At 73.7% G+C, this 24,500-nt stretch carries 35 protein-coding genes; 31 read left to right on the top strand and 4 right to left on the bottom strand.

Going from position 1 to position 24,500, the window contains the following annotated elements:
- Positions 1-79: 79 nt before the first annotated feature.
- From ACFWPI_RS26315 to ACFWPI_RS26180, 28 genes are all read left to right on the top strand, one after another.
- Entirely contained in the window at positions 80-451 is a 372-nt protein-coding gene (locus tag ACFWPI_RS26315) for a hypothetical protein (RefSeq protein ID WP_380375236.1), read from the top strand.
- A 147-nt stretch (positions 452-598) separates the two neighbouring features.
- Positions 599-1,429 carry an AAA family ATPase gene (locus ACFWPI_RS26310; RefSeq protein WP_380375235.1) on the top strand — a complete coding sequence of 277 codons (831 nt, stop codon included), beginning with the start codon at positions 599-601 and terminating at the stop codon, positions 1,427-1,429.
- 95 nt (positions 1,430-1,524) lie between these two features.
- Positions 1,525-1,854, top strand: a complete 330-nt coding sequence (locus ACFWPI_RS26305; RefSeq protein WP_380375234.1) for a hypothetical protein — start codon at positions 1,525-1,527, stop codon at positions 1,852-1,854.
- Between the two features lie 23 nt (positions 1,855-1,877).
- Positions 1,878-2,426, top strand: coding sequence for a hypothetical protein (locus ACFWPI_RS26300; protein ID WP_380375232.1), 549 nt, complete (start codon positions 1,878-1,880; stop codon positions 2,424-2,426).
- A gap of 96 nt (positions 2,427-2,522) precedes the next feature.
- The gene (locus tag ACFWPI_RS26295; RefSeq protein ID WP_380375231.1) at positions 2,523-3,089 is read left to right on the top strand and encodes a hypothetical protein; all 567 of its coding nucleotides are present in this window, start codon (positions 2,523-2,525) and stop codon (positions 3,087-3,089) included.
- Between the two features lie 131 nt (positions 3,090-3,220).
- Positions 3,221-4,129: a hypothetical protein gene (locus ACFWPI_RS26290; protein WP_380375229.1), complete on the top strand. Its 909-nt coding sequence runs from the start codon at positions 3,221-3,223 to the stop codon at positions 4,127-4,129.
- A gap of 122 nt (positions 4,130-4,251) precedes the next feature.
- The gene (locus tag ACFWPI_RS26285; protein ID WP_380375227.1) at positions 4,252-4,593 is read left to right on the top strand and encodes a hypothetical protein; all 342 of its coding nucleotides are present in this window, start codon (positions 4,252-4,254) and stop codon (positions 4,591-4,593) included.
- Between the two features lie 107 nt (positions 4,594-4,700).
- The gene (locus tag ACFWPI_RS26280) at positions 4,701-5,612 is read left to right on the top strand and encodes a hypothetical protein (RefSeq protein ID WP_380375226.1); all 912 of its coding nucleotides are present in this window, start codon (positions 4,701-4,703) and stop codon (positions 5,610-5,612) included.
- 85 nt (positions 5,613-5,697) lie between these two features.
- Positions 5,698-6,207: a hypothetical protein gene (locus ACFWPI_RS26275; RefSeq protein ID WP_380375224.1), complete on the top strand. Its 510-nt coding sequence runs from the start codon at positions 5,698-5,700 to the stop codon at positions 6,205-6,207.
- A 773-nt stretch (positions 6,208-6,980) separates the two neighbouring features.
- Complete coding sequence (locus ACFWPI_RS26270) at positions 6,981-7,589, top strand: hypothetical protein (protein WP_380375223.1); 609 nt, start codon at positions 6,981-6,983, stop codon at positions 7,587-7,589.
- A gap of 41 nt (positions 7,590-7,630) precedes the next feature.
- Positions 7,631-8,047, top strand: a complete 417-nt coding sequence (locus ACFWPI_RS26265; RefSeq protein WP_380375222.1) for a hypothetical protein — start codon at positions 7,631-7,633, stop codon at positions 8,045-8,047.
- Between the two features lie 225 nt (positions 8,048-8,272).
- Entirely contained in the window at positions 8,273-8,488 is a 216-nt protein-coding gene (locus ACFWPI_RS26260) for a hypothetical protein (RefSeq protein ID WP_380375220.1), read from the top strand.
- A gap of 157 nt (positions 8,489-8,645) precedes the next feature.
- Entirely contained in the window at positions 8,646-9,848 is a 1,203-nt protein-coding gene (locus tag ACFWPI_RS26255) for a hypothetical protein (protein ID WP_380375219.1), read from the top strand.
- Positions 9,849-10,002: 154 nt separating this feature from the next.
- Positions 10,003-10,335 carry a hypothetical protein gene (locus ACFWPI_RS26250; protein ID WP_380375217.1) on the top strand — a complete coding sequence of 111 codons (333 nt, stop codon included), beginning with the start codon at positions 10,003-10,005 and terminating at the stop codon, positions 10,333-10,335.
- A gap of 141 nt (positions 10,336-10,476) precedes the next feature.
- Positions 10,477-10,893, top strand: a complete 417-nt coding sequence (locus tag ACFWPI_RS26245; protein WP_380375216.1) for a hypothetical protein — start codon at positions 10,477-10,479, stop codon at positions 10,891-10,893.
- The gene (locus tag ACFWPI_RS26240) at positions 10,890-11,381 is read left to right on the top strand and encodes a protein kilB (protein WP_380375215.1); all 492 of its coding nucleotides are present in this window, start codon (positions 10,890-10,892) and stop codon (positions 11,379-11,381) included. Before ACFWPI_RS26245 ends, ACFWPI_RS26240 begins: the two co-directional genes overlap by 4 nt.
- Positions 11,382-11,456: 75 nt before the next feature.
- Positions 11,457-12,317, top strand: a complete 861-nt coding sequence (locus ACFWPI_RS26235) for a hypothetical protein (protein ID WP_380375214.1) — start codon at positions 11,457-11,459, stop codon at positions 12,315-12,317.
- A gap of 83 nt (positions 12,318-12,400) precedes the next feature.
- Positions 12,401-12,982, top strand: coding sequence for a hypothetical protein (locus tag ACFWPI_RS26230; protein ID WP_380375212.1), 582 nt, complete (start codon positions 12,401-12,403; stop codon positions 12,980-12,982).
- Between the two features lie 98 nt (positions 12,983-13,080).
- Complete coding sequence (locus ACFWPI_RS26225) at positions 13,081-13,371, top strand: hypothetical protein (protein ID WP_380375210.1); 291 nt, start codon at positions 13,081-13,083, stop codon at positions 13,369-13,371.
- A gap of 80 nt (positions 13,372-13,451) precedes the next feature.
- Positions 13,452-14,945: a hypothetical protein gene (locus tag ACFWPI_RS26220; RefSeq protein WP_380375208.1), complete on the top strand. Its 1,494-nt coding sequence runs from the start codon at positions 13,452-13,454 to the stop codon at positions 14,943-14,945.
- 166 nt (positions 14,946-15,111) lie between these two features.
- Complete coding sequence (locus tag ACFWPI_RS26215; RefSeq protein WP_380375207.1) at positions 15,112-15,813, top strand: hypothetical protein; 702 nt, start codon at positions 15,112-15,114, stop codon at positions 15,811-15,813.
- On the top strand, positions 15,810-15,938 hold the full coding sequence (locus tag ACFWPI_RS26210; RefSeq protein ID WP_380375206.1) for a hypothetical protein: 129 nt from the start codon (positions 15,810-15,812) through the stop codon (positions 15,936-15,938). The genes ACFWPI_RS26215 and ACFWPI_RS26210 overlap by 4 nt, the downstream gene beginning before the upstream one ends.
- 57 nt (positions 15,939-15,995) lie before the next feature.
- A complete protein-coding gene (locus ACFWPI_RS26205) occupies positions 15,996-16,982 on the top strand; it encodes a hypothetical protein (protein ID WP_380375204.1) in 987 nt (328 codons plus the stop codon).
- A gap of 140 nt (positions 16,983-17,122) precedes the next feature.
- A complete protein-coding gene (locus tag ACFWPI_RS26200) occupies positions 17,123-17,611 on the top strand; it encodes a hypothetical protein (RefSeq protein WP_380375202.1) in 489 nt (162 codons plus the stop codon).
- Positions 17,612-17,829: 218 nt separating this feature from the next.
- A complete protein-coding gene (locus ACFWPI_RS26195; RefSeq protein WP_380375200.1) occupies positions 17,830-18,183 on the top strand; it encodes a hypothetical protein in 354 nt (117 codons plus the stop codon).
- 57 nt (positions 18,184-18,240) lie between these two features.
- The gene (locus ACFWPI_RS26190) at positions 18,241-18,507 is read left to right on the top strand and encodes a hypothetical protein (RefSeq protein WP_380375198.1); all 267 of its coding nucleotides are present in this window, start codon (positions 18,241-18,243) and stop codon (positions 18,505-18,507) included.
- The gene (locus tag ACFWPI_RS26185; protein WP_380375196.1) at positions 18,504-18,866 is read left to right on the top strand and encodes a hypothetical protein; all 363 of its coding nucleotides are present in this window, start codon (positions 18,504-18,506) and stop codon (positions 18,864-18,866) included. Before ACFWPI_RS26190 ends, ACFWPI_RS26185 begins: the two co-directional genes overlap by 4 nt.
- 49 nt (positions 18,867-18,915) lie before the next feature.
- Positions 18,916-19,335, top strand: coding sequence for a hypothetical protein (locus ACFWPI_RS26180; RefSeq protein WP_380375194.1), 420 nt, complete (start codon positions 18,916-18,918; stop codon positions 19,333-19,335).
- A 163-nt stretch (positions 19,336-19,498) separates the two neighbouring features.
- Here the strand turns inward: ACFWPI_RS26180 and ACFWPI_RS26175 are convergent, their stop codons facing one another.
- The 4 genes from ACFWPI_RS26175 to ACFWPI_RS26160 form a co-directional block, all read right to left on the bottom strand.
- Complete coding sequence (locus ACFWPI_RS26175) at positions 19,499-19,873, bottom strand: hypothetical protein (protein WP_380380967.1); 375 nt, start codon at positions 19,871-19,873, stop codon at positions 19,499-19,501.
- Positions 19,874-20,181: 308 nt separating this feature from the next.
- Entirely contained in the window at positions 20,182-20,625 is a 444-nt protein-coding gene (locus tag ACFWPI_RS26170; protein WP_380380965.1) for a hypothetical protein, read from the bottom strand.
- Positions 20,619-21,332 (bottom strand): hypothetical protein, encoded by a 714-nt coding sequence (locus ACFWPI_RS26165; RefSeq protein WP_380380963.1) that lies wholly within the window; start codon positions 21,330-21,332, stop codon positions 20,619-20,621. The genes ACFWPI_RS26170 and ACFWPI_RS26165 overlap by 7 nt, the downstream gene beginning before the upstream one ends.
- A gap of 203 nt (positions 21,333-21,535) precedes the next feature.
- Positions 21,536-22,054 carry a hypothetical protein gene (locus ACFWPI_RS26160; protein WP_380380961.1) on the bottom strand — a complete coding sequence of 173 codons (519 nt, stop codon included), beginning with the start codon at positions 22,052-22,054 and terminating at the stop codon, positions 21,536-21,538.
- Between the two features lie 80 nt (positions 22,055-22,134).
- On the opposite strand from ACFWPI_RS26160, the gene ACFWPI_RS26155 reads away from it, so the two are divergent.
- The 3 genes from ACFWPI_RS26155 (at position 22,135) to ACFWPI_RS26145 (ending at position 24,399) form a co-directional block, all read left to right on the top strand.
- On the top strand, positions 22,135-23,367 hold the full coding sequence (locus tag ACFWPI_RS26155) for a helix-turn-helix domain-containing protein (protein ID WP_380380959.1): 1,233 nt from the start codon (positions 22,135-22,137) through the stop codon (positions 23,365-23,367).
- A 40-nt stretch (positions 23,368-23,407) separates the two neighbouring features.
- Positions 23,408-23,761 (top strand): hypothetical protein, encoded by a 354-nt coding sequence (locus tag ACFWPI_RS26150; RefSeq protein ID WP_380380957.1) that lies wholly within the window; start codon positions 23,408-23,410, stop codon positions 23,759-23,761.
- Between the two features lie 74 nt (positions 23,762-23,835).
- On the top strand, positions 23,836-24,399 hold the full coding sequence (locus tag ACFWPI_RS26145; RefSeq protein ID WP_380380955.1) for a flavoprotein: 564 nt from the start codon (positions 23,836-23,838) through the stop codon (positions 24,397-24,399).
- Positions 24,400-24,500 lie beyond the last annotated feature (101 nt).

Raw genomic sequence — 24,500 nt, 5'->3', positions numbered from 1 at the left:
CTGGAAGGCCTGGGCACCGCTGACACCCACCACGCCCCCGCGCACCCGCCCGGGAGCCCATCACCGGAAGGACCCCGACATGCCGAAGGCCAAGACCCCCACGATCCCCACGTTCGCCGCGCTCGCCTCGGACTACGGCAAGGCGCTCGCCTACCTCGCCGGACAGCAGGAGGGCACGACCCTCCCCGCCGACCCGGCGATCGCCACCCCGACCGAGCTCGCCGACCTCGCCGCCGGCGCCGTCACCGCGCTGGAGCGCTGCCACTACTGGAACGAGGCCGAGGAGATGCAGCGCGCCGCCGACTACCTCCGCGACGCCACCGCCGATGACGCCGACGACGCCGACGACCTGTCCGCCCTGCTGCGCCGCGCGGACAAGGTGCTGCGCGCCCACGCCTACGACGCGGCCTGCGAGGTCGCCGACGCCCTCGGCGAGCCCCGCGATTTCTGATCCACCACCACAACCGCCGCCCGGCGGTACCTGCCCGCGACCCGGGCCGGACACCGCTGGGCGGGCACCGCCGAGCACCACCACCGCCCACCCGCCGCGGGCTGCCGCCAACACCCGACGCCCCGGCCCCTCGGAAGGACACCGCAGATGCTCAAGTCCCTCGGCCTGCCCGACAAAGCACTCGTCGCCCTGGTCGGCTGCGCCGCATCGGGCAAAACCACCGCGTCCGCGATGTTCCCGCGGTCCTGGGTGCTGCGGTCCGACCAGGTCCGCGAGGACGTCGCGGACGACGCCGGCGACCAGAGCGCCGACCCGCACGTCTGGCACCTGCTGTTCGAGCGCCTCAAGGCCCGTCTTGCCCTCGGCCTGCCGGCCGTGGTGGACGCCACCAGCGCCGACCCCGACGACCGCGCGTGGCTCCTCGCCCACGCGCGCCGCTACAAGGCGCCGGCCGTCGCCCTGGTCTTCGACGACGTCCCACTCGCCGAGGCGCTCACCCGCAACGGCCGCCGGCCGGAGAACCGGCGCGTGCCCGCGGACGTCCTCGCCCGCCAGCACGCGCAGATCGCCGCCGCCGACCTCGCCGCCGAGGGCTTCACCGTCGTCCACGCCGCCGACCTGCCCGCCGTGACGCTGATCCTGCGCCGCCTCGCCGAGCAGCGCGGCGCCCAGACCGACCCGATCGAGGTCGTGTTCGGCAGCGCCGCCGCCCGCCTGATCACCTGGGACACCCCGAGCCGGGATCCCGAGTACGACACCGCCACCCTCGCCGCCGGCCGCGAGGAGCTCCTCCTCCGCCACGTGGCGGACGGCGACCCCTACGACCAGCGGTTCGAGGCCCGGGTCACCTGCGGCACCGAGGGCTGCGCGGGCCCCGCGTGGACCCCGGTGTACAGCCTCGGCCAGCTCGCCGCCGCCCACGCCGGCCACGCCGAGAACGAGGCCCTGTGCTCGGTCTGCGACCGCTTCGAGGACTGACCCGGCGACCAGCCGGCCGCGGCCTGCACCGCGCGCCGCGGCCGGCGCCCAGCACCATCCCGCCCCAACCGGCCAGCCGCCAAGGAGAACCTGCGATGCCCTCCCTCGACCACGTCCCCTACGTCACCGCCGACTACGTCGGGCGCGCGCTCGACATGGCCCTGCACCACAACGAGCACGGCGACGGCGAGCTCAAGCGCGGTAACCACCAGAGCGCGCACGCCATGTTTGCCGCCGGCGCGGCCTGGGCCGCCCTGGCCCAGGCCGGGCAGTCCGCCCTCAACGCGAAGAACCGGGCGGAGCGCGAGCAGGCGTGCCCCGCCTGCCGCGGAACGCGCCGGGTCAGCGTCGAGCGCCGCGACTGCTGCGGCAGGCACCTCCCGCACCGGCACCCCGAGCCGTGCACCAACCCCGTCCACGCCTGACCGACCAGCAGGAGCGCCGACCCATGACCCAGCACCCCGGACCGTACCCGACGACCGTCGAGGAGATCCTCGCCGCCGCCGGCCTGACCGCCGCGCACACCACGGCCGCCCCGCCCGTCGCCCTGGTCGTCCCGCAGCCGGGCACCGCCCCGGCGCTGATCACCACCGCCGGCCACCCCGCGTACGCCCCGCAGCACTACGCCCCGACCGCCTTCGTACTGCCCGTGCCCCAGCCCCTCGCCCAGCAGCCGCAGCCCGCACCCGCGCAGGCCTCCGCGTGGACGGACACCCCGCTGTGGCTGCGCGCCTCGATCGTGACCGGATCGGTCGGCATCGGGACCGCCGGCGTCGGCATCGGCATCGGCCAGGCCGCCCCCGGCCTCGACGCCGCCGCCCGCTTCCTGCTCGCGCTCGCCGCCGTGTTCGGAGTCGGCGTCGTCGGCTGGGTCCTCGCCCAGGGAGGCCGCAGGCAGCAGGCCGGGCCGGCGGGAGCGGTCACCCACATCACCACGAACGTCACGGCCAACATCACCGCGACCGCGAGCTCGGTCGGCCGCCAGCGCAACCGCTGACGTGCCGTCCGCGTCGCCGCCGGACCCGCCCCAGCGAGCCCGGAGACGGCGCGGGCAGCACGCCCGCACCACACCCGCCACCAGGAAGGCACCGCCATGGCCGACATCCTCACCCCGCTGACCAAGCTCGACACGTTCATCAACAACCCCGCCCACCGCGCCACGTGGCGCGAGGTCCTCCTCGCCCGCGAGGCCGACAAGATCGGAAAGTCAGACGACAACTACACCTCGGGTCGCACCAGCCGCGGCCTCAGCCCCGCTGTGCAGGCCGCGATCCGCCAGGCCTTCACCGACGCCGAGGGCATGCTCGAACTCGCCCAGCTCGCAGAGAAGTTCGCCGCTTCCACCCGCACGCGCCTGACGGTGACCCTCGCCGACCTGCGGCCCGACGCGGACGACCAGGACCGCGAGTCCTGCGAGACCGAGGCCCAGCTGATCCTTACGGGCGTCCAGGAGATCATGCGGGACCTGACCGAGGCCCGGTTCGTCGACCCCGGCGAGGCCTCCGGCACCGCCAAGGCCGCCCTGTACGACCTCACGAACGAGCTCATGGCCATCAAGGCGGAAATGACGCTCGAAGACCTGCGCTGGTGGTCCACCCGGGTCGGTCGGGCGATGCGCGTCATCACCGCGGCGCCGCGCGTCGAGACCGCGGCGGCCTAACGCCCCGCGCTGCCCCCGGGCCCCTCGCCGGTGCCGCCAGTACGCCCCCGTCCACGGGGCGGCCTGGCGCCACCGGCGGCCGGCCGGACGCCGACCGCTCAGCCCTCCTCACCGAAAGGCGTGACTCACCCATGCCTGCCCCCAGCACCACCGCGCCCAGCCTCCCCGCGCAGGCCCTCGGCTGGATCACCGGGCGACTGATCCCCGCGCTGCGCATTGCGGCCGGCCGCGCACACCGCCGCTGGCGCACCTGGTGCGCCGCCGCCCGCACCGCCGGCGCCCGCAGGGCCCGCGTTCTCGCCGGTCTCGCTGCGGCTGTCACGGCATTCGCGCTGTCCGCGGTCGCGGCCGGCGGGCTGATCGGCGCCGCCGCGGCCGAGGTCGTCCGGGCTGCCCGCCTGCTGGACCGCTCGCCGGTCGGTCAGGCCGCCCAGCAGCTCGGCGCCACGGTCGGCCGCCCGGCCGGCGTCTGGCTGCGGCAGCACGCCGCGGGACTTCCGGCCTCGCCGGCCGTGCTCGGCTGGTCCTGGCTGCTGCTGGCCGCGGTGCTCTACCTGTCCGCCCGCCGGGGCAGCCTCGCCGGTCGCCTCGCCCTCGCCGCGCTCGCCGCCGGGACCACCACCGCCATCTGGCAGGCGAGCCCCATCGACGCCCAGCCCATGGCCGCCGCCGTGGCCGCCGGTGCCTGGCTGCTGCTGGTTCCCTCCGCCTACGCGGCAACCAAGCGGCCGGCCCGCGAGCACGACCACGACGGCGGCGCGCTGACCGTGATCGTGCAGCAGTTCACCGTGGCGCCGACGGGACCCATCCCGGACCAGCGCACCGCCGCCACCGCCCCGCAGTCGCGCGGGAAGACCGCCGAGAGGTCGTCGGTAGGCGGCTTCGCCTGCCGGTTCTGCTCGACGTCGCTGTTCTGGGGCGGCCCCGCGGGCAGCGTCCGCACCTGGCGCGCGGCGGGCGACGGCGGCACCTACTGCCCGCAGGCCCCCGAGCTCGACATCGAGCTCGACATCGCGGGGCAAGCGCACCAAGCCCTCTGACAGCCCATCCGAGACGCCGAGACTGTCGACTAGCGCACGTTACGTAACTTGCGCTAGCTTTGAGCTTGCGGCCCCACCAGGCAGGCCGCCACCGCTCACGCACCCCGCCGAAGGAGCCCGCCATGCGCGTGCATGTCCTCGCCTACCTCGCCAAGACCCCCGCCGGCATCGAGCTGGGCGTCGCCTGCGTCCCCTCCGACCGCGACCGCCCGTCCTGGGCCGAGTGCGCCGCACGGATCCCCGGCTTCCTCGCCAGCAACTACCTCAGCCCGGCACCCGAGCCCATGTACACCCTCCGGTACGAGACCGAGACCGGCCGCCACACGAAGACCCTCGACCGCGCCGGCGTCGAGCGCGTCGGCCAGATCGCCACCCGCGCCGCCGACCGCGGCGAGCTCTGGAACATCGAGGTCCTCGACCCGTGCGGCGACGACGTCACCTGCGACTTCGACTGCTTCGCCTGACGGGGGCACGGACCAACGCCGTGCGCCCTGCGAGGCACTCAGCCGAGCGGCTCCGAACGCCGCAGCACCCGGCCCGCCCCACCACCGCACCAATCGGAAGGCACCGCATGGACACCGCGACCGCGTTCAACGCCCCCGCCCCGGCCGACGCCTACGCCCAGGCCCCCGACCTCGACGCCGAGGCCTACACCGTTGGCGAACTCCTCGACGAGCTCGACCCCGGGCGCCGGCCCGACTTCTACCCGCCGGCCTCCGACGCCGAGCGGCGCGAGGTGTTGCTCCGGCTCGCCGCCGTCGCCGACCGCCGGTGGACGGCCCAGCCGACCGTCGACAACGCCCTCGCCGCCGACCGCGCTGCCCACAAGCTCATGGACTTCGACCGCCACCACCCGGCCGAAGCTGACGACTCCCTCTCGCCCTGGTCGCCCCAGTGGCACGGGTCCAGCGGCAACCGCGCCTACGTCCGCCACGCATACGGCGCCTGGCTCAACGACCCCATCACCGAGGACTGCAACAACTGCCAGGGTGAGACCTGCCGGGCATGCAACCGGCCCGTCCCGGCGCCGGCCGACGGCCCGGCCGCCGCCGACGGAGGCCCGGCCGCCCGCGTGCACCTCTTCCTCGCCGCCGACCCGCGGGCGACGGTCTGCGGCCACATCCACGGCCCGGACGGGCCGGTCGTCCTCGCTGTCAGCGACATGTACGCCGTGCTGACCGGTGAGGCCACGAAGGCCCAGGAGCGGCAGGTCCGTACGTTCGTCGCCGAGTTTGATTCGCTGCGCGACACCGACCACCCCGACGACAACGACCGCATCGCCGCCGCCCCCGGTGGCTCCGTGCTCCACAGCAGCGACGTCTGCGCGCTGCTGGACGACCTCGACCCCGCCCGCGAGGACCCGAGCGACGTCCTCCCGCTGCTGCTCACGTGGCCCGACGCGACCACCGAGCACCGCATCCGCCGCGACCAGCTCGCCTACCTCCTCGCCTACGTCGAGGAACTCGCCGACGAGAACACCTGAGCCGCTCCCGGGTCGGGCCGTGTCCGTCACGGTCCGACCCGGTGTGCAGCGCCCTGACCGACACTCACCAGGAGAGGAAACCCGAGTGGACACCACCACGACCGAGCCCCGGACCGAGGCCATGGCCGAGGCCGGCGAGGCGACGGTGACCGACGCGGCCACGTTCGACCGGCTTCTCGCCGACGCGCTCGCCAGGGTCGCCGAGGAGCTCGGACGCACCAACACCAAAGCAAGCCTGTTGCTCGCGACGGACGGCGTCCTGATCAACGCGGTCGCCTCGATCCGCGATGCCCACCCCGTCGCGCTCACCCTCGCCGCCATCGGCACGTTCGCCATGGTGAGCGGTGCGATCCTCGCCCTGCTCGTCGTGATGCCGCGTCTGGACAAGGACGCCTCCGGCGGGTTCATCCGCTGGGCACGCTGCGAGGGCAACGTCGATCTGCGCGCCGCCCTCATCGATGACGACCGCCTCGGCCAACTCGGCCGCCTTTCGGCCCTGTGCACGCACAAGATGCGCCTGCTGATCTCGTCCTCGCTGCTCAGCGTCGCCGCGATCGTCAGCGTCGGTCCGGCCGCCCTAGCCGCCGCTTTCTGACCGGCACGCCACCTGCGCAGACCGAACCCGCCACCACCGATTCCCACGCCGCGGGCCCCGCACCCACAGCACGACGGGTGCGGGGCCCGCGGCGTTCGGCGCCGGCCACCCCCGAAACCCTCCCCTCGCTCTCCCCGCCCCGGCCGCGCCTGCCAGGGCCCCGCCCGCCCCGGGCCGCGGGCTCCGGGCCTGCCGCCCTACCGCCGACACCTTGCGGGGCCACGCCCGTGCAGACGGTGCGGACCGCATGGCGTCCAGCGCCGCGGCCGTGCGGGGGTGAACCGGCAGACGGCCAAGGAGAACGGGGGTTCCCAGGTCGCCACCTGCACGTTCATGCCGCCCAGTGCTGCCCGCCCTGCTGCCCCCGGGACTGACCGTGCGACGGTTACTGTTGAGGAGACGGACGGTTCATCGGCTGCGGAAGGCGGCCCGGCCGGCGCGGCGGAGGTCACCCCAGGTGGGCGCCGGTGCGGGAGAGCCGAAGGGGTGAACGTCCCCGGTGGGTGCCCGGTGCAACGTCGCCGCCCACGGGGGCCTTCTTACTGATTAGAAGCGGCGAATCCCTGACCTGCGGACACATCTCCGTCCTGGCCCCCTTTCGGGGGCCACAGCGAGACGCTTCCGGCCCCGTTTCGGGGGCCAGAACGACGGCCGCCCTCGACCGCCACGCCCGCCGTCTTGGCCCCCACCTCGGGGCCAAGACGGTAAACCCTGTGCTACCGTCCCCGGGACGAATCATGATCATGTGTCCGGTACGTCCCGAGGGAGAACGAGTGAAACCCCAGGGCAAGGCGCCCGCAAGCACGCACTTGGTGATCCGCGTGGACGCCTCCGGCCGACTGGTCTGCACCGAACAGCAGGTGACCGGCTTCGAGTTCATCGCCGGTGAGCAGTGCTGGGGCTACGTCCTCGACGCCAAGCTGATGCACCGCCTGCTCTCCCGCATGGGTATGCCGGGCGTCTGGTTCCGCTGCTGGAACGGCCTGCTGAGTTGCCAAGAGCGGGGCGAGGGCTACATCAAGACCAACCACCGCGAACTGGCCGCCCTCGCGGGGATGGCCAGATCGCACCTGTCCGAACCCATGCTCTACTTCACCGAGATCAGGTGGCTGCGTGCCGCCGGCCGCAGCCGCTACCAGATCAACCCGTGGCTGAGCTACTGCGGCGACTCCGGCTCGCAAGGCCGCTTCCAAGCCGAGTGGCTGGCCGCGGTCGGCCGCGACTTCGTCATCCCGACCAGCGGCCACCCAGACCAGTGGCGGGCCGAGCGCGAGGCACAGCGCGAGGAGGCGGAGAAGGCCAAGACCGTCGTCGTCCCGATCAAGCAGCAGCGCAAGAGCCCGACCCGGCGCCCCGCCGCCGCTTCCGCCGCGAGGGGTTGATCACGGATGATGGCCACGCCCAGACGAATCGAGGTCACGCGATGAGCATTCAACCGCCGGTGCCGCCCTGTTCCGAGCCCGTCGCCATCCGCCGCGAGGTCCTCGAACTGCTCGCGATGGTGGACCTGACCCGCACCGGCCGGCGGGTCCTCGACATCCTCATCGCCTACATGGAGGAGAAGACCGGCGTAGCCCGGCTCAGTCAGGATCAGATGTGCGCGATCCTCGGGACGTCCAAGCCTGCCGTGAACCGCGGGTTCAAGGAGCTGCGCGAAATCGGCCTCGCCTGGGGCATCGAGGATGCCGTCTATCAACTGCACCCGCTGATCACTGACGGTCGGGTCGCGTCCGGCCTCGCCGCGGTTCCGAAGATCAAAGTTCCCTCGGTCGAGGAGGTCGGAGAGCAGCGCCGTCTGCGCTACGCCGCCCAGCTTGCCAGCCTCGGCCTCTCGGCCTGAGCCACTCGACCATCCGCCCGCCGGCCCGGTTCGGGTCGGCGGGCGGATGCGTTTGGCCCCCACCCGGGGGCCAGGACGGTGCACCCGGTGGTACCGCGCCGGGCGGGAGTCGAGGTGCTGTTGGCCCCCACCCGGGGGCCAACGCGGTGCACCCGGTGGTACCGCCCGGGCGGGATGAAGCGGTCCGGCCCACCCGGGCCCGCCCGGACTGCGAGACTGGTGATCATGACCAACCGCCGTCCCCTCTCCCTGCCGGCCTTCTCCGAACCGGCCGCCGACGTGCCCCTGCCCGCCCCGGTCGGCGGGCGCCGGCTGCTGCCGATCGAGCAGGTCGCCGACTTCCGCCAGCCGCCCGGCGAGGCCGCGGCCGTACCTGCGCCGGCCCGCCGCCGCCTCGCGCCCGGTGGCCTCACTTTCTCCGACCCGGACCGGCCGATCTGATCGGCCGGTCCGCGGCAGGCCGGAGCCGGAGTTTGGCCCCCACCCGGGGGCCAAACCGGTTCTGCCGATGCGACCGCCGCCCGACCTCTTGACCTGTTGGGCTGTCGATCGGCCGGTTCGTCCGCCGGGTGTCCGACCCGAGCGCTACCGTCCGGCCATGACGAAACGCAGCGCCCCGGCTACTCGGCGCGACCCGGCACTGTTCGACACCGAGACCGTCGAGCCCGGGCCGCCGCCGAAGCCGGCCGCGAAGCCGCGCGCGAAGCCGCTCAAGCCGGCCGACCTGCCGCTCCACGCGCCGCTGATCCACGGTGAGACCACAGCCTCGCTCCTCGCGCGCACGGCCGCCGCGAACGGCATCGCGGTCGACCCGATCCTCAAGGCCGTGCACACCGGCCGCCTCGCGCTGCCGGCCGGCGGCGTGCAGCCCCAGCAGCACGACGTACGGGTGAGCGCCGCAGCGCTGGAACGCCTCGCCACCCTCCTCGGTCGACCGGTCGACCAGTTGCAGCGGGCCGCGCCGAACCTCCGCGCCGACCGCCTCCTCGACGAGAGCGCCGCCGTCGTGCGCCTGGTGCCCTGGCCGGCGGAGCTCGGCGGCGCCCCGCTGATGGCGTGCCCGCTGTGCCAGGAGGCCGGGGCGTGGCTGGTCGGCGACGGCCACCGGTGGCGCCCCTGCCCCTGCGGCCGGCGCTGGCTGGGCGCAGACGACGGCGGGTTCCTGTTGGAGGCCTCCCTCCTCCCGGACCTCGGCCGCGCCCTGGTGCGCCACCGTGCGATGGACCACCAGCTCGGCCCGGCCGGTGACGCCCTGGTAGCGGACGCCCACCAGGTCATGCTCTGGTGGTGGGTCAACCGGCAGGTGGCACACGACACGTGGCGCTCACGCGAGGACGCCCTCGGCTGCCAGCGCCACCGCCGCCAGGCCGCCCCCGCCGTCGTCTACCCCGAGGCGATGACGCTCGCCGACGCCATGGCCCGATGGGAGCAACGGCGCCGCCGGCCCGACGCCTCGGCGGCCGAGTGGCTGGCCGACGTCGCCGAGCAGTTCGCGGTGCCCGGCATCGCCCGCGGCCGGGAACGCGAACCGTTGCGGCACTGGCTCCGGCTGCACCCGGCCGGCGCCGCACCTGCCGGGGGCAGCTCGGCCGAGCGGCGGTGGAGCCAACTGCCGGCGCTGCACCGCCGCTCGGCCGAGCCCGGCCCGTGGCAGGCCGTGAGCTGCCTGCGGTGGACCTTCGGGCAGCCGTTGACCTCGACGTTGTCGATCTGCCCGCACTGCCAGGGGCAGGCACTCAGCTGCCTGTGGTCCGCTGCGCCCGACTGCTTGGAGATCACACAGGTCGTCACCACCGGCTAGCCCAGCCTGCCCCGCTGACCTCGGCAGCCAAGCAGGACCGCGGTGCCCGCCCTGCCCGGGGCGGGCACTACGGCGTTTCCGCTCTCCCGCCCGGATCGTTGTCCGGGCGACACCACCGCCGGCGCAGGCCGGCCCCATCGTGAGGACATCCGCCGTGATCTATCCCCCGGACGCCCCGACCGCCCCCCGCGAGCGCCTGGCCTACCTCGCCGAGCGCGCCGGCCTGCTGGTCGGGATTGAGGAGAAGGTCGAGCAGCTCGCCTACGCCGAGGAGCAGCAGCCCTACCCCGGGCCCTCCGAGGAGGTGCGCACCATGGGGGAGGGCGTCGAGGCGCTGCGCGAGCTCGCCGCCGCGCACGCAGAGCCCGACTTCGGCAACCCGCTGGACGTCGTCGAGCTGGGGGAGGCGCTGCGCAGTGCCGAGGAGTTGGTCGAGCAGCTCATCCGGCTCGGAGGTGCGGAGGAGTTGGCGGCGGTCGGCTCCTGACGGGTGCGGGCGGGCGGAGGGGCGCCGCTCGCCCCGCTTGTGGAAGTTACGTAACTTGCGCTAGATTTGGCTTGTCACTCTCCGAACGAGAGTCGCCGACCGTCCAGCAGAATCATCGACACGAACCAGGAGGGGAACCCCATGGACACCGAACCCACCGACCTGCGCGACGCCTTCGCCGCCAACGTCGCCCGCCTCGCCAAGCGGAACAGGAACGCCGGCCACGCCCAGGGCACCACGGCCACCGGTCACACCGTCAGCTTCACCGGCCTGCGCGGCGACAGGGTCGCCACGATCGCGATCACCGCCCCGGACGGCGTGGAGATCACCAGCGCCGAGGGCTGGAAGCTCACCGACGTGGCCGACGCCGCCGCCAACTTCTGGGACTGGATGGAGGACGACCGTCAGCGGGCCGCTCGGCAGGCGCGGCGCGCGGCCTTCCGGACCGTGACCATCACCTCGGGCCGGGACGCCGCGCAGTACCGCCTGACCCCCGACCAGCTCGCCCGGCTGCGCGAGACGGCCGAGCAGATGGCCGCCGAGAACCCCGGCGAGTGACGGCGGACGGCGTGCTGACCACCCTGGTTGCCGTCCTCGGCACGCTCCTCGGCACCCTCGGCGCCGGCTACATGCAGCAGCGTGCCGCCCGCGCCGAGCGGGCCGAGGCCCGGCGCGAGAGCCGCGAGCAGGCGAGGGTGCAGGCCCTCCGAGACCTGGTGACCGCACTCGACGCCCACCGCCGGGCGATGTGGCTGCGGGAGAAGATCCGTCTTGCCGACCCCGATGCCGCCGACCGCAACGGGGCCCGCGCCGCCCGCTACGACGAAGCCCGCACCGCCAGCCACCTGACCCGCGCGGCCATCACGGGCCCGCTGGTCACGCTGTCGGTGCTCGCCCCGGCCCTTGCCGGGCTCGCCAACGACGCGGCGGAAGCCTCCTACGCGATGCGCAACGCCCCAGACCCGGACGTCCTCGCCGCGGCCCGTAACAGCGCGGTCGCCGCCGTCATGAGCCTGGTCGCCGCCGCTGGCGAGCAACTTGCCTGACCGTCCGTCCGGCCGCCGAGTCGGCCGGACGGACACCGGAATGCACCCGTACCCGAGAGAGCAGGAAGGACCGAGATGACCGGCCAGGACGAGACCATGGTGTACGTCGCGCTGCTCGGCAGCACGACCGCACCCGCGGCCAGGACGGTGCCCTTCGCACGGCAGGAGGACGCCGAAGCCGTCACGCGCCAGTGGGCCGAGGACCGCGACCGCCCGGCGGTCGTCGAGGTCTGGCCCCGGCAGCGCTGGCAGCAGTACGGCCCCGGCGGACTGCCGGCGATCCGGCAGGCGGTGCCCGCCCGGACGCGGGTCTTCGCGATGGGCCCGCGAGCGTGGGCGCCGGACGGCCGGGAGCTGGAGACGTGGCTCAGCGGCTCTGAGCGCTGGTCGTGGGTCTGGGACTTCGAGCCGGACGGCTACACCGACCGCCCGGCGGTCGCGCGCGTCGAGCACCGGCCCGGCTCCAGCGCGCTGACCGAGGCCTCCGCCCGCGGCACCGACGAGAGCGCCGTCCGGGCCGCGATGGCCAAGGCCTGCGCCGAGGCACAGCGCACCTGCGGCGAGAGCCCGTACCGCGACCTGTGGGAGGGCGCCAACCGCCGCAGGCAGGACGTCACGTCGGTCTACGCCGACCCCCGGACGCCCGCCGAGGTCGTCGCGGCCCACAGCCTTGTCATCGGCCGGATTCTCAACAGGCCCGTTCCCGCGGACACCGCACCCGCAGACTTCGCGGAACTGCTCGGGGAAGCCGCCGAAGCCGCCAGCCGGCGCAGCGCCGCCGCCGACCCCTTCCCGAACGTCGTCGGCCTCGACCTGGCCGACGCCGAGGGTTACCTCCGCGAGGCCCTCGGCCTGGCGGACGGCGATCGCGAGAAGGAGGTTCTCCTGACGTACGTGCACAACCACCTGCACCGCGTCGAATGCCTCGGCGAGTAGCAGCGACAGAACCGCACGCCAAAGTCGGCGGGCCCGGGCCAGGAACCCGGGACCGCCGACCCTCGGACGAAGGAGAACAGCCGATGAACCGCTGTCCCCAGCACCGCGACCAGGAACCGCCCGCGCCCGCCGACCCGTTCCGGCCCGGCCCGCACCCGTACGTCTGCAAGGGCTGCGGCGCCACGGGCGGCACCGAGGCCGAGCGCTCGACGCACTACTGCCCGTGCTGCGGCACCCGGCTGACGCGGTGCCGCGCCCTGAGCGACTCCACCTGCCGGGAGTGTGGGCCGATCAGCCGCGACGGCGAGTTCCGGCCCCCGACCGACTACATGGCCGAGCTGCTCGCGGGCCGCCGGCAGCCCACCGAGGAGGAACTCGCCGCTGCCCTGCTCCGTACCCGCCTCGGCGAGCAGATCGCGCACTACGCGCGGCTCGACTACCGGCGCGACGGGTACGTGCGCGCCACGATCGTCCACGGCAGGACCGGCATCCCGCTGCGCGCCTACCCCTCGGCCGGCCGGATCGAGGCCAGCGCGCCGTGCCCGCGCGAGAACTGCCGGGGCCATGCCTGGGTGCCGGTGGACGGTGCTGCCGCCCTGCTCCGCGTCTACCAGCACGGTGCCGGCGGCGTGGCCGCATGCGACCGGTGCGGGGCCCGGGACTGACCGCAGCGTGATGCAAGCGCCGATGGCGGAGCATGTTGGAAAAGTTACGTAACTTCCGCTAAGTTGGTTGCACCGACCACGGAAGCGGAAAGGCCGACATGAACCAGCCCCAGATCGTCAGCGAGGAACTCCAGCAGCTCACCGAGAACATGCACTACGCGGGCGGGCTCTACCTCGCCGACGGAACCCGCGTCATCCGCCAGTACCCGGCGGAGGGCCACAACCCGCCCCGCCCCTATCAGGACGACTGCCCCTGCTGCGGCGACGTCTTCGACGGCGTCACCTCCGGCATCATCACACCGCCCGACGAGATCACCCCGTTGCAGCGCGTCACCTGGTCCGGCGGCGGCGTGAGCGACTGGCCGACGCACCTGCTCAAGGCCATCTGACCGACACCACCCGAAGCCCGGGGGCGAGCCACCTCGCCCCCGGGCACCGCCACCGACCACCACCCCAGGAGCACCCCACCGTGGCCACCACCACCCGACACCGCACCGGCCGGCCCGCCGACCCCGACACCCACCGCAACGACACCGAACGGGCCGAGGACCCGAGCACCGAGACGACGCTCGACACAGAGCTGCCGTTCGCCGTCGAGGTCAGCGAGGAGTACGCGCAAGCCGCTACCGGCAGCCTCCCCGCACGGTGGGCCAACCCCTACACCCCGCGCCGCGGCGAGCCCGCCGTCCGCCTCGCCTCCGGCTTCTCCTCCGCCACCCGCGGCAACGCCGGCGTGCAACTGGAGTTCGCCGACACTTCCCGGCGCGGCCCCGAACGCCGCCGCCTCGCCGCCACCCTCGGCGCGCACTGGGGCATCTACATCGAGCCCGTCGTCACCTACCGCACCATCTACGTGGACACCGGTAGTGAGATCACCCCCGAGGGCAGGTGGCGCGGCACCAGCGAGCGCCGCGAGATCACCGAGCGCCGCCTCGGCCACGGCCGCACCGACGCCCGCATCAGCGCCGCCCCCGGCGACCTCGCCCGCTACTGCGCGATCCTGCCGATCCTCCTCGACCACCTCGACCGCCTCTCGGCCAACTGGGGTCGGCGCTGCGCCGCCTGGCTCACCGGGCCCGGCGAGCACTGGTGCACCCCGGCGGAGCGCCGCACCGCCGTCCGCCACTTCCGCGCCGAGTTCGCCGAGGCCCTCGCCTACGCCCTGGCCACCGGCGCCCCGGAGAACGCCGAGGAGATCGACCCCGACCGGCCGTTCCCCCACCAGTCCCGCACCGCCGCCCTCCTCGCCCGGCGCGAGCTCGGCGACGGCTGGCTCGACCAGGTCACCCGGCCCGAGACCGAGGCCGCGTACCGGCTCGCCGCCACCACCGTTGAGCAACTCGCCGCCGACGTCGCCGACCGCCGCGCCGCCGACCACGCCCGCGCCGACCGCGAGCGGTTCGAGGCCGAGCTCGCCGAGCGCCAGACCACCGCGGCGCAGCGCGCCGCCGAGGCCGCCGCCGACCGCGTCAAGCTGACCGAGACGCAGCTCGCCGAGCTCGACCGGCTGCTCCACCCGCGCGACTACCCGGCCGACGACGAACCCGGGTACAACGAGGTCCCGCTCGCCGCCGGCACACCGGTGCAGCTCGAAGCCGAGCCGGACGCCGCCGAGCTGCGCCGGCGGGCCGAGTTGCTGCGCGGCATCGGCGCCCACGTCGCGGCCGAGATGCTTCTCGACCGCGCCGCCCAGCTCGACGCCGAGCAGCAGCCGGCGGCGGCCGTCGAGGACCTCCTCGCCGGGGCGCCCGCCGGCCGGCCGCACCGGATGCCCCGCCGCAGGCCCACCCGCGCCGGTGCTCGGCAGCCGGCCCGTTCCCGCCTCCGCCCGGCGCCGGCGCTGCCGAGCGGGAACGGGCTCCGCCCGCCGGCCGCGGCCGTGGGCCGCAACCGGCGCAGCCCGGTCCGCGGCACTGGCGGCGCCCTGAATGAACCACGCACCCTCACCCGCAAAACTTTGTGAAGTTACGTAACTTCCTAGTAGCGTTGGTGAGCGTACCGAAACGCGAGCGGCGAGCCCGGAACCCCGGGCTCGCCGCTCACGACCGACTCCGCCACCGACCAAGGAAGCAGGACGGCGGACGCATCTTATCGACCTATCGACCGCCGCTTGCCTCAGGAGAATCACGATGTCCAGAACCACCCCGACCACTGCCGTTTCCCCGATTCTGCGAAAGCTCGGCCTGCGCCAGCGTCAGCGCGGCGGGGTCATGGAGGTGGACGTCGTCGTTGAGGGTCGGTACGAGGATGACCTCTGCGTCGAGACCTACGTCGTCCCCCAGACCGCCCACGCCAAGAAGGTCATCGCCGAACACGTCGAGGAGATCGTCAGCGCCACTGCGGCGACGCCGTTCCCCTTCGAGTGGGGGAAGGTGCCCGGACCCAACGGCCGGCCGGTCGCGGGGCTGGTGTGCCGCGTGGCCGTCGAGCGCATCCGCCAGGCGCCCCGCAGCACGCCGAAGGCCTACAACGCCCGGACCGGCGCCCCGGCCGACGAGCAACTGCCCGAGGGCAAGGCGAGGAAGACGTTCAACATCCTCGGCCCCGTATGGAAGGCGGGCATGGAGCGGGCGGAGAACGTCGACAGCCTGTCCCTCAGCCACGTGACCGAGCAGCTCCTCGCCCTGTACGGCGACGGCGAGTTCGCATTCGACGCGGACGGCCAGATCATCCCGTCCCGCCCGACCGTCGAGATCGCCCGTGTCGTCCTCCTCGAAGCGGTCCGGGACTACCTCACCGACACCGGCACCGGCATGGACGTGAACCCCGAAGGCCTCGCCGAGGCCCTGGCAGCCACGCTCCAGAACGCCGGCTATGCCCGGGCCGTGTGACGGTCCCCGACGTCGAGCGTTTCGGAGCGCATCACCCCGACCTGCTGCACGAGGTCGAGACAGCCGGCTTCGACCTTGACGCCACCGCCGCCGAGAGCGGGTTCGGCCCCCTCCGCCCCGCGTGATGATCCGGTTCCTGCCGCACCGCCAGACCGACTACCAGCGCCAACCAGGAGAACACAATGACCACCGACGTGCCGCCCGACCAGCTCGGCGCCCAACTCGTTGCCCTCGGTCTGATTCGCGCCACCGCGGACGGCATGCTCCCCGACCCTGCGGCCACGGCCGACGAACAGCTCCGCCGCTGCGCCGAGCTGGTCGAGACTTGGGTCGGCGGGCCGTCCGCCGGCGAGCGCGGCGAACTGCGCGCCCCGCTGCTCTCCCTCCTCGACGTGCTCGCCCGCACCTCGGCCCTCTACCTGGTCGTGGCGCTGGGGGACAGCACCGAGGAGGCGGAGAAGTGGCTCGCCGAACAGTCCGCCAAGGCCGGCGACGACGCGCGCCGGGCGGGGGACGACTACCCGGCCGGTCCCCTCGCCCTCGCCCTCACCTGGTTGCACGTCGAGGCGCTGGCCGAAGGCGAGCCGGACACCGTAGAGGAGCGCAAGCGCCTCGACCGGGAGCGCACCGAACGCCACGCCAGCCGCTGCGACAGCTACGTGCGCGAGGAGCACGTCCAGCAGGACGCCTACACCCTGGTTCTCACGACGGCCCGGATCGCTGCGACCGTCCTGGTCCGTCTCGCCGGCGAGGACCGGGCTGCCGTCGAGAAGGAACTCGACGCCCAGGCCGCGGCGCTGCTCGACGGGCACACCCGCAGCGAGGTGCCCGAGTGGGTGCCCGCCGACGTGGCGTCCCTGGTCGTGCGCTACCGGGCGAGCTGGTCCGACCCGCGGTCCTACCAGGAGTTCGAGCCGACGTTCGCGACCGTCGCCGAGGCGCAGCGCCGGTGCGAGGACGAGCTTCGCGCGCAGATGGAGGAGCTGTACGGGAACCGGGACAAGGCCGGTCAGATCGTGTGCACCTGGGAGTCGGACGGGCCGATCCTGTGGAGCATGCGCGTCCAGACCCCGACCCTGACCCGGGCCGGGTCCTCGCCCGTCAACAGCGGATTCGCGGTGACGGTCGTCGGCGGCCCCTACGACGGCGGCCGGGGCCACTGGGAGTGACCTGCATCACGCTCGGTGTGCACGCCCGGTGCTGACCGCAGCGCGCTGACGGCACACCATCGAGGGACAAGGGCGGCCGGAGAGTCTGGCCGGACCACCGGCCGCCCCACACCCACCCGTTGAGAGAGGGTCGGACCATCATGCACGTCACCGTCGACACCGCCACCGCCAGGGCGGCCCGGGCCGCCTTCACCCTCGGCCTGATGCGCGCCGGCGCAAAGATCGGTGACCACGTCACCCAGAGCAGCCGGGACGCCGCGGTCAAGGCGGCCACCGACGACGCCCCGGTCACCTACAAGGGCCGCCGGTACGGCACCCGCGCCGGCCGCGCCGCCTGCCTCCGGCATTCGCTCATCTACACCGCCACGCAAGCTGCCGTGGTCGGGGTCGGTGCCCGCGTCCTCGGGGTTCCGCTGCCCGCCGGCCGCCTCCTCGCCGCCCTAGCGGTGACCGGCGGCAGTCACTACCTCATCGATCGACGCGAGCCCCTGCGCCGTGCCGCCGACGCCCTCGGCAAGGGCGAGTTCTACCGCCTCAACTCCCATGGCATGAACGGGAGTTACCTTATGGATCAGTCGGCGCATCATCTGATCGAGGCGCTCGCTTGCCTCATCCCCGCCCGCGGCTGACCCGCGGCGCGAACCGCTCGCGCCGGTACGGCAAAACACCGGAAACCGCCCGCACCGTCACACCCAGTGCCCTACCGTGGAGACGGCAGAAACGCCTGCCCGCGCCACCGTCCGCCCACCGGCCGGCCGAGTGGCTGCAAAGGTTCCCCGAATCGCGTCGACACCCGTGACCTTGGCCGCGCTGCATCCTGCCGCGGCCCCACAGAAGTGGAATGACCATGGTGAAGGACCGAGCCCGCAAGCTCGACACCCGCGACCACGCCGCCGCCCACGGCCTGACGCACGCCCAGGCCGCACAGGGACTCGCCGCCCGCGCCACGCGGCCGGAGATTCCGGAGGGCGGCAGTGTTGTCCTCGACGTCTGGGACGGCTCCGAGGACGACGAAATGACCTACCCCGAGCCGAAGTGCATGGGGTGCCGCTGCGAGCTCCTGATCGGCGAGCTGAGCGTCGTCCTCCCGGAGGTGCGCCGGCACCCGGAAGGGCGGTCGCCGTGGGGCCTGTGCCCCAGGTGCCTGCCCGACCTGGCGGAGGCGCTCGCGGAGGCCGAGCGCCTCCTCCGCCGACCGTAGCCGCCACGCCTGACACTGCCGGCCGGTAGCGTCGTAGACGACGAAAGGGGTGGACAGATGACCGCACAGCCGCTTGAGATCGGCCCCGCGCCGGTCCCCAGGACGTACGACTCGATCAGTGCCCTGCTGCCCGAGGGGATGCTCGCCGACTTCACCACCGCGTTCCACTCCGCGGACGTCTTCTCGGCCGCCCGGGTGCTGGAGTACTGGGGCCGGATCGCCGACACGCTCGCCGACCCGGCCACGTACGCCGCACTCGACCGCACCCGTCCGACCGAGGACGGCCCCACCCTCGACGAGCTGCTCGCCGAGGCTGACCGGTGAGCGACTGGACCGAGCAGACCGACGGCGTGCGCTGGCACGTGCTCATCGGCACCGGAGCGCCCGCCGACGCCGCCGCCGACGCGAAACTGCGCGCTGAGGTGGTCTCCCTGCCCATCGGATTCCGGTCGGCCCTGCGCGCGGTCTCCGCGCGACTCGCACTCGACCCGATCACCGGCCGGCCGGCCGAGCCCGGCGACCCGGAGCGCGTGCGGATCACCCGCCTCGCCTCCCTCGCCGACGACGGCGAGAGCATTCCGATCATCGCCCACGGCGCCACCGTCTCCGTCGTCGCCCGGGTGCACCGCCCGGTCGGCGCCGTCGGCATCGTGCGTATCGTCCGCGTGATCTGCGGACCGTAGACAACCGGACCGCCCGAACCCCATCCGCTCCACCCTCAGAGAGGCCACCATGACCGACAACGGGCCTGACCCGGACTTCTGGAACGCCCGTGTTCAGATCGGCACCACCACCGACGGAGCGCCGTACTGGGACCAGGAGCCGCAGGGCAACCTGACCAGGTGGGCACTGCCGGCCGCGGAACGAAGCCTCCGGGTCGACGTCCAGCGCGGCGGGCCGGACAAGACGACTGCCACGGTCGAGCTCCCCTCGGAGTGGGCGCGGAAGGTGGTCATCGTGCCCGACGAGGCCGGTGACGCGCTTGTGCGGGCGAAGCTCAGGGAGCAGGCCACGGAGCGGACCCGCCTGTTCCTCGACCGCCGGCTCGACGAGATCCTGCGCACGGGACGCAGGTCCGGCGTCGGAGGTGCCTGGCCGCGACTGCGTCCGCAGCACACCACGGCCGAGGAGTTCGGCGCGGCCGACGACTGACCAGGGCGCCCCGTCCGTCGGCGACGCTCTCGGTCCCCGGACTTCCGGGGGCGCTGGAAGTGTTCGGCGACGCCTGTCCAGCCCCCCCACATGCGAGAGCGCCCGACCCCGTTGAGGGGTCGGGCGCTCTCGCATGTGGAGGCTTCACCCCTCCCGCCGGCCGTCACCTGATCGGCAACTCAGCCCGCTCTGCTTCGGTCAGGGGGAAGCTCTGAGCCAGCAATTTGATGATGCGATGAGCCGTCGCGGCGTCCGCCTCGCGGTCGATCCGTTCCGCGTTGCGGTAGGGGCTGTCTGCGCTGTGCTCAGGCCCATCAAGATCGCCAAAGGTCTCACTGATCGATTCGGGGCTCTCGCCGCCGTCCAGTCGACGCTGGACCGCGAAACACGCCCGTTCGATCATGATCGGGTTTTCCGCCGCACCGTAGACCTCGCACGGGACAGTCACCCAGTCTTCGCGAAGGTCGGGGGCCGGGGGCATCAGCAAGGCGACGATCGACTCGATCGTCCTACGGTCGACGAATCCCGATACATCCATACTGGAACCTCTCTGGCAGCTCCCCAAGGGGAGTAACGGCCTGGTCAATGGCCGTGTCACCTGCGCATGGTGGCACAGAGGGGCAATGCCGTGCGGTGGATCGCTCAAGCTCAGCCGGTAGTCGCCCGTCACAGAGGTCGTGCGGGCGCAGCGGTTCGGGCTGCTGTAGCACCTCACGTCGTCATGCCCCGCAGGGCCACAGTGGTGGGGAAACTCGAAGCGCCCGCCCCTGCCGGGGTCGGGCGCTTTCGGGTTGAACTCGACGTCCGTTGCGGCGCGGTGTTAGCCGCTCTCGCTGTCCATGCCGTTCACCAGCTCCCCCCGATGATCGAGACCGGGACCGCGAGCAGCGACAGTGCTCCCGCTGCTGCCGCGTTGCGGAATTCGCTGATGTCGGCGAACGGCCCGGCCATCAACACGACGCCTTCGTGCGCGTTGGCGGCCCGCCGCCACTCGCGCGTGAGGGGGAGGTTGCAGTCGAGCCACCGCGCCCCGCCGGGAGAGTGCACCGTCAGGCGGCCGGCGGCGAGCTGCCCCGACCACCGCAGGTCGAGCGCGAGTGAGTGCGCGTCAGCCGTCCACCCGTCGTGGGTCAGGACGGGTCGCTCCGGCGACTGGGGGACAGCCACCGCGGCCCGACCGGCGAAGCACTGCGGCCACGGATGGCCCCCGAACCCGAGGTCGGCGGGCGTGAACGGCCGGCGCAGAACCGGGGCCCGGTCCTGCGGAGCGGGGCGGTCGACGATCACCACGCCTCCTCGGAGAAGTAGGTCGGCCGGCCGTTCTGGCCGTGCTTCATCGGCGTCGAGGTGGCCAGCACGGTGAGCCGGTACTCCCAGGCGCCGCGGTGGCGCGCTGGCACCCGGGCCCAGATCAGCCCCTCGACCTCAAGCGCCGCGCACTCGCGGACCGTCTCCGCGGCCCGTTGAAGCGCCCCGGTCGGCGTCAGTGCCTCGCGCTGGATCGCGGTGAGCGCGCCCTCGGGCATCTCCGCGTCGGCGTCCAGATACAGCGCGACCCGGCAGGTTGACGGCTCCGCCTGGTGGGCGGGGGCGTCGGCCTCGCCGAGCTCCGGGTCGAGCGTGCTCACCAGCACCGTGACGCGCCAGTTCCACGGCTCCCTGTCGCTGGGGCCCGGGACCCTGGCCCACAGCAGGCCGTGCACGGTCAGCGTGTCGCCGTGCCGCAGCACGTCGGCCGCGGCGAACAGGGCGCCGGCCGGCGTCGAGCCGGTGCACTCCACCGCGGTCAGCGCGCTCACGCTGACGTCCCGGTCGGGGACCTCTGCGAGGAGGGAGACGGCCCGGCTCGCGTCGCCCACGGCGCGTACCAGGTCCAGCCCGACCGACGACGTGATCGGCTGGAACGCCTCGACGGCACTGTCCGGCCCGGGCCGCAGCGCCGGCGTGATGCCCGCAGGCGGCTCCGCCACCTTGGATTGGTTCGTGGTGTTCGTCATGTCTGGAATGTAGGAGCGCGCCCACGCTGCGGAGACACCCGAAGTGGGTGCCTTCTCGGAGGTATCTCGGGACTGTGAGGAAAGCGCATAGAGCATGACGGATTGTCATAGTGCCTGGTGAGCCGACTGGAAAGGGGTGGTGACAGGCCGCCGGCGGTGCCGGGCGCAGCCGAGCGAGGGCGGAGGGGCCTGTCGGGCGGGCGTCAGTGGGCGGGGTTGGAGGAGGGTGCCGCCAGCCCGAGCGTCGCCCGCTGCCCGGCGCGGCCGGGCTCCACGAGCTTGGCGTCCGGGTACAGCAGGGCTCCGCGCAGCGCCGCCGCCTCGACGTACCCCCCCGCGCTCGGACCGCTGAGCCAGGCCGCCGCGAGCACACCGCGCCCTCGGACGGGAATCAGCAGCCACGAACCCCGCGCGAGGATCCGCACCCCGGGCACATCGGCCACCGTGCGCCCGGTGCCCGGTTCGACCAGGACGGCGAGCTCCGAGCGCGCATAGTCGGCGAGGACCGGCAGCCCGGCGTTCAGCGGCACCCCGAGCGTGTCGAGGGCCGCGAGCCCGCGGTGCAGCGGCGCCACCACGACCACATCCCAACCGACGCCGCACTCCGTCAACGCCGTGCTGCTCCGGGTCGTCAGGTGGCGTGAATCGTGCACCATCGCCTCATCCGGCTCTGCCAGCGCAGACCACGTCGCGGCGGGGGAGAAGTTCGCAAAGAGGGTCATAAGCGGACCGTAGAGGCGGTACAACAGACCGTAGCCACCCGTTCCGGGTGCCTCCTCACACCCAGGTCCGAGGTACCGCCATGGATGACGAAGCGATCGGCCGCCGGATTGCCTACTGGCGCACGCGCCGCGGCCACACGCAAGAGGCGTTCGGCCGCCTGATGGGACAGAGTAAGAGGTGGGTGCAGAACATCGAATCTGGCGCACGCCAGAGCGACCCCCGCCTGTCCGTGCTGCGCACCGCCGCCCGCGTGCTCGGTATCGACCTTGCCGACCTCCTCTCGGACTCCCCGGTGGCGCAGTGCGCCGACGCGACTGAGATCGCCGCGATCCGTGACGCGCTCCAGCGTCATGACCTGATCACGGGCATCGCGGACGACCACCCCGGCGACCCGCTGCCGATCGACGTGCTCAGGGCCCGGTTCATCCACGGCCGCGCCGCGTTCCAGTTCGGCGCGTTCGCCTCCCTCGGCCGCCTGCTGCCCGGGCTCCTGACCGACGCGAACCGGGCCGCCGCCCGCTACACCGGCGACGACCGGCGGGCCGCCCTGCGCGTGCTGTCCCTCACCCTCGGACTCACTGAGGGCACCGTCACCAAGTACGGCGCGGCCGACCTTGCCCTGACCGCCGCCCACCGCGCGGTGGCCGTCGCCGAGCGCAGCGAAGACCCCGTCATCATGGCGTCCGCCGCCCGGCAGCTCGCCGACGCGATGACCCACTCCGGGCAGGCCGCCGCCGGCGCCGCGTTCGCGGTCGCCGCCGCAACCCGCTTGGAGTCCGACCTCCTCGACCGCGGCGAGAACGGTCTCAGCGTCCTCGGGATGCTCTACCTCAAAGCCGCGATGGCCACGGCCACCGCCGCCGAACGCGCCGACGCGCGCGCAGCCGCGGCCGTGCCCGACCTCCTCGACCAGGCCGGCCACCACGCCGACCAGCTCGGCCGCGACGCAAACGCCATGTGGACCGCCTTCGGCCCGACGAACGTGACCGTGCACCGGGTGGCCGCGCTGGTCCAGCTCTCCCAGGGCGCGGAAGCCGCCGCAGCAGCGGCCGGCATCCCCGACCCTGCCCTCGACGCCCTGCCGCGCGAGCGCCGCGCCCACCACCTCACCGACCTGGCCCGCGGCTACCTGCAAGCCGGCCGCTCCGCCGACGCCGTCGACACCCTCCTCGACGCCGAGCGCCAAGCCCCCGAAGAGGTCCGCTGCCGGCCGCGCAGCCGCGCCCTGGTCGAGGACCTCCGCCTCCTCGGCGCCGGCACCGCAACCGGCCGCCTGCACTCCCTCGCCGAGCGCTGCGGCCTGTCCGGCTGACACGGACGGCGCCCCCGGCTGCTCGCCTAGGATGCCGGGCATGCTCAGCGACTTCCCCGTGATCGACGCCGAAGCCTTCCCGCTCCACCTCGCGATTCCCGGCGGCGACGTCGTACTCCTGCAACCCGTCGCCCGCACCGCGCACCCCGGGCTCGAACAGGCCTACTCCGAGGCCGTGTTCGACGACGCCCCCGCAGTCCAGTCCGCGGCCGGCGTCCACCTCGCCGCCCAGTGGCGAGTAGCACCCGACCGCCGCCACGTCGTGCTGATCCTCAACGGCCGCTCCCCGCGGGCCTTCACCCTCGGCGTGCGCTTCGCCGTCGAAGACGACCGTGAGCGCGAGTTCTTCCCCCTGCTGCGCCTGGCCGCGACCTCCGCGACCCCCGCGAGCTAGCACCCGGCCGCGGACCCGCACCGGCCGGCGGGCGGCGCTTGCGCAGCCGGCCCGGTGGGGGATGGACTGCCCGGGTGACCAACACCCTGTACGTTGTCGCCTTCGCGGCCCCGCCCGTCCGCCGCATCGCCACGCCCATACGCGCAGCCCAGGCCGCCGGGTGGGATGTCTGCCTGATCCTCAGCCCCTCGGCCTACCGCTGGGCCGAGGAAGACCCCGACCCCGAGGCCGGGTTCGAGCTCCGCGCCCTCGCGGACCTCACCGGACACCCGGTGCGCCACCGCTACAAGCTGCCCCGCGAGGCCGATGTCCTGCCCGCCCCCGACGCGCTGCTCGCCGCCCCGCTCAGCTGCAACTCGCTGAACAAGTGGGGGGCCGGCATCTCGGACACCCTCGCCCTCGGGCTGCTCACCGAGTCCATGGGCATGGGCAAGCCGGTTGTCGCTTTGCCGCACTTCAACAACGCGCAGGCCAACCAGAGCGCGGTCCGGATCCATGCCGCCCGCCTGCGCGAGGACGGCGTGAACCTCCTCCTCGGCGAGGGCGGGTTCGTGCCCCACCCGCCCCGGCACGGCAACCTCGACGCCTACCCGTGGACCGCTGCCCTCGACGCCCTGCCGACGCCGACCGCGTCCTGACAGCGGATCCGACCGCCGGGGGCCGGCGGGGGGCCCCGCCGCCGGCCGGGGGGGCCCCCGGGGGGGGGGGGGCCCCGCCCCCGGCGGTAGCAGCCCCCGCC

This window comes from Kitasatospora sp. NPDC058492 (genome assembly GCF_042720685.1).
GTDB lineage: Bacteria > Actinomycetota > Actinomycetes > Streptomycetales > Streptomycetaceae > Kitasatospora.
This window is presented reverse-complemented; position numbering and strand designations above follow the sequence as displayed.

What these genes read in the sequence shown, in the direction of transcription:
- ACFWPI_RS26155 (WP_380380959.1), top strand. Translation starts at nt 22,135, where the DNA reads ATGGATGACGAAGCGATCGGCCGCCGGATTGCCTACTGGCGCACGCGC.
- ACFWPI_RS26300 (WP_380375232.1), top strand. Translation starts at nt 1,878, where the DNA reads ATGACCCAGCACCCCGGACCGTACCCGACGACCGTCGAGGAGATCCTC.
- ACFWPI_RS26215 (WP_380375207.1), top strand. Translation starts at nt 15,112, where the DNA reads ATGTCCAGAACCACCCCGACCACTGCCGTTTCCCCGATTCTGCGAAAG.
- ACFWPI_RS26160 (WP_380380961.1), bottom strand. Translation starts at nt 22,054, where the DNA reads ATGACCCTCTTTGCGAACTTCTCCCCCGCCGCGACGTGGTCTGCGCTG.
- ACFWPI_RS26315 (WP_380375236.1), top strand. Translation starts at nt 80, where the DNA reads ATGCCGAAGGCCAAGACCCCCACGATCCCCACGTTCGCCGCGCTCGCC.
- ACFWPI_RS26285 (WP_380375227.1), top strand. Translation starts at nt 4,252, where the DNA reads ATGCGCGTGCATGTCCTCGCCTACCTCGCCAAGACCCCCGCCGGCATC.
- ACFWPI_RS26255 (WP_380375219.1), top strand. Translation starts at nt 8,646, where the DNA reads ATGACGAAACGCAGCGCCCCGGCTACTCGGCGCGACCCGGCACTGTTC.
- ACFWPI_RS26290 (WP_380375229.1), top strand. Translation starts at nt 3,221, where the DNA reads ATGCCTGCCCCCAGCACCACCGCGCCCAGCCTCCCCGCGCAGGCCCTC.
- ACFWPI_RS26200 (WP_380375202.1), top strand. Translation starts at nt 17,123, where the DNA reads ATGCACGTCACCGTCGACACCGCCACCGCCAGGGCGGCCCGGGCCGCC.
- ACFWPI_RS26265 (WP_380375222.1), top strand. Translation starts at nt 7,631, where the DNA reads ATGAGCATTCAACCGCCGGTGCCGCCCTGTTCCGAGCCCGTCGCCATC.
- ACFWPI_RS26280 (WP_380375226.1), top strand. Translation starts at nt 4,701, where the DNA reads ATGGACACCGCGACCGCGTTCAACGCCCCCGCCCCGGCCGACGCCTAC.
- ACFWPI_RS26230 (WP_380375212.1), top strand. Translation starts at nt 12,401, where the DNA reads ATGAACCGCTGTCCCCAGCACCGCGACCAGGAACCGCCCGCGCCCGCC.
- ACFWPI_RS26295 (WP_380375231.1), top strand. Translation starts at nt 2,523, where the DNA reads ATGGCCGACATCCTCACCCCGCTGACCAAGCTCGACACGTTCATCAAC.
- ACFWPI_RS26180 (WP_380375194.1), top strand. Translation starts at nt 18,916, where the DNA reads ATGACCGACAACGGGCCTGACCCGGACTTCTGGAACGCCCGTGTTCAG.
- ACFWPI_RS26305 (WP_380375234.1), top strand. Translation starts at nt 1,525, where the DNA reads ATGCCCTCCCTCGACCACGTCCCCTACGTCACCGCCGACTACGTCGGG.
- ACFWPI_RS26150 (WP_380380957.1), top strand. Translation starts at nt 23,408, where the DNA reads ATGCTCAGCGACTTCCCCGTGATCGACGCCGAAGCCTTCCCGCTCCAC.
- ACFWPI_RS26195 (WP_380375200.1), top strand. Translation starts at nt 17,830, where the DNA reads ATGGTGAAGGACCGAGCCCGCAAGCTCGACACCCGCGACCACGCCGCC.
- ACFWPI_RS26260 (WP_380375220.1), top strand. Translation starts at nt 8,273, where the DNA reads ATGACCAACCGCCGTCCCCTCTCCCTGCCGGCCTTCTCCGAACCGGCC.
- ACFWPI_RS26190 (WP_380375198.1), top strand. Translation starts at nt 18,241, where the DNA reads ATGACCGCACAGCCGCTTGAGATCGGCCCCGCGCCGGTCCCCAGGACG.
- ACFWPI_RS26310 (WP_380375235.1), top strand. Translation starts at nt 599, where the DNA reads ATGCTCAAGTCCCTCGGCCTGCCCGACAAAGCACTCGTCGCCCTGGTC.
- ACFWPI_RS26175 (WP_380380967.1), bottom strand. Translation starts at nt 19,873, where the DNA reads ATGGATGTATCGGGATTCGTCGACCGTAGGACGATCGAGTCGATCGTC.
- ACFWPI_RS26245 (WP_380375216.1), top strand. Translation starts at nt 10,477, where the DNA reads ATGGACACCGAACCCACCGACCTGCGCGACGCCTTCGCCGCCAACGTC.
- ACFWPI_RS26235 (WP_380375214.1), top strand. Translation starts at nt 11,457, where the DNA reads ATGACCGGCCAGGACGAGACCATGGTGTACGTCGCGCTGCTCGGCAGC.
- ACFWPI_RS26165 (WP_380380963.1), bottom strand. Translation starts at nt 21,332, where the DNA reads ATGACGAACACCACGAACCAATCCAAGGTGGCGGAGCCGCCTGCGGGC.
- ACFWPI_RS26225 (WP_380375210.1), top strand. Translation starts at nt 13,081, where the DNA reads ATGAACCAGCCCCAGATCGTCAGCGAGGAACTCCAGCAGCTCACCGAG.
- ACFWPI_RS26205 (WP_380375204.1), top strand. Translation starts at nt 15,996, where the DNA reads ATGACCACCGACGTGCCGCCCGACCAGCTCGGCGCCCAACTCGTTGCC.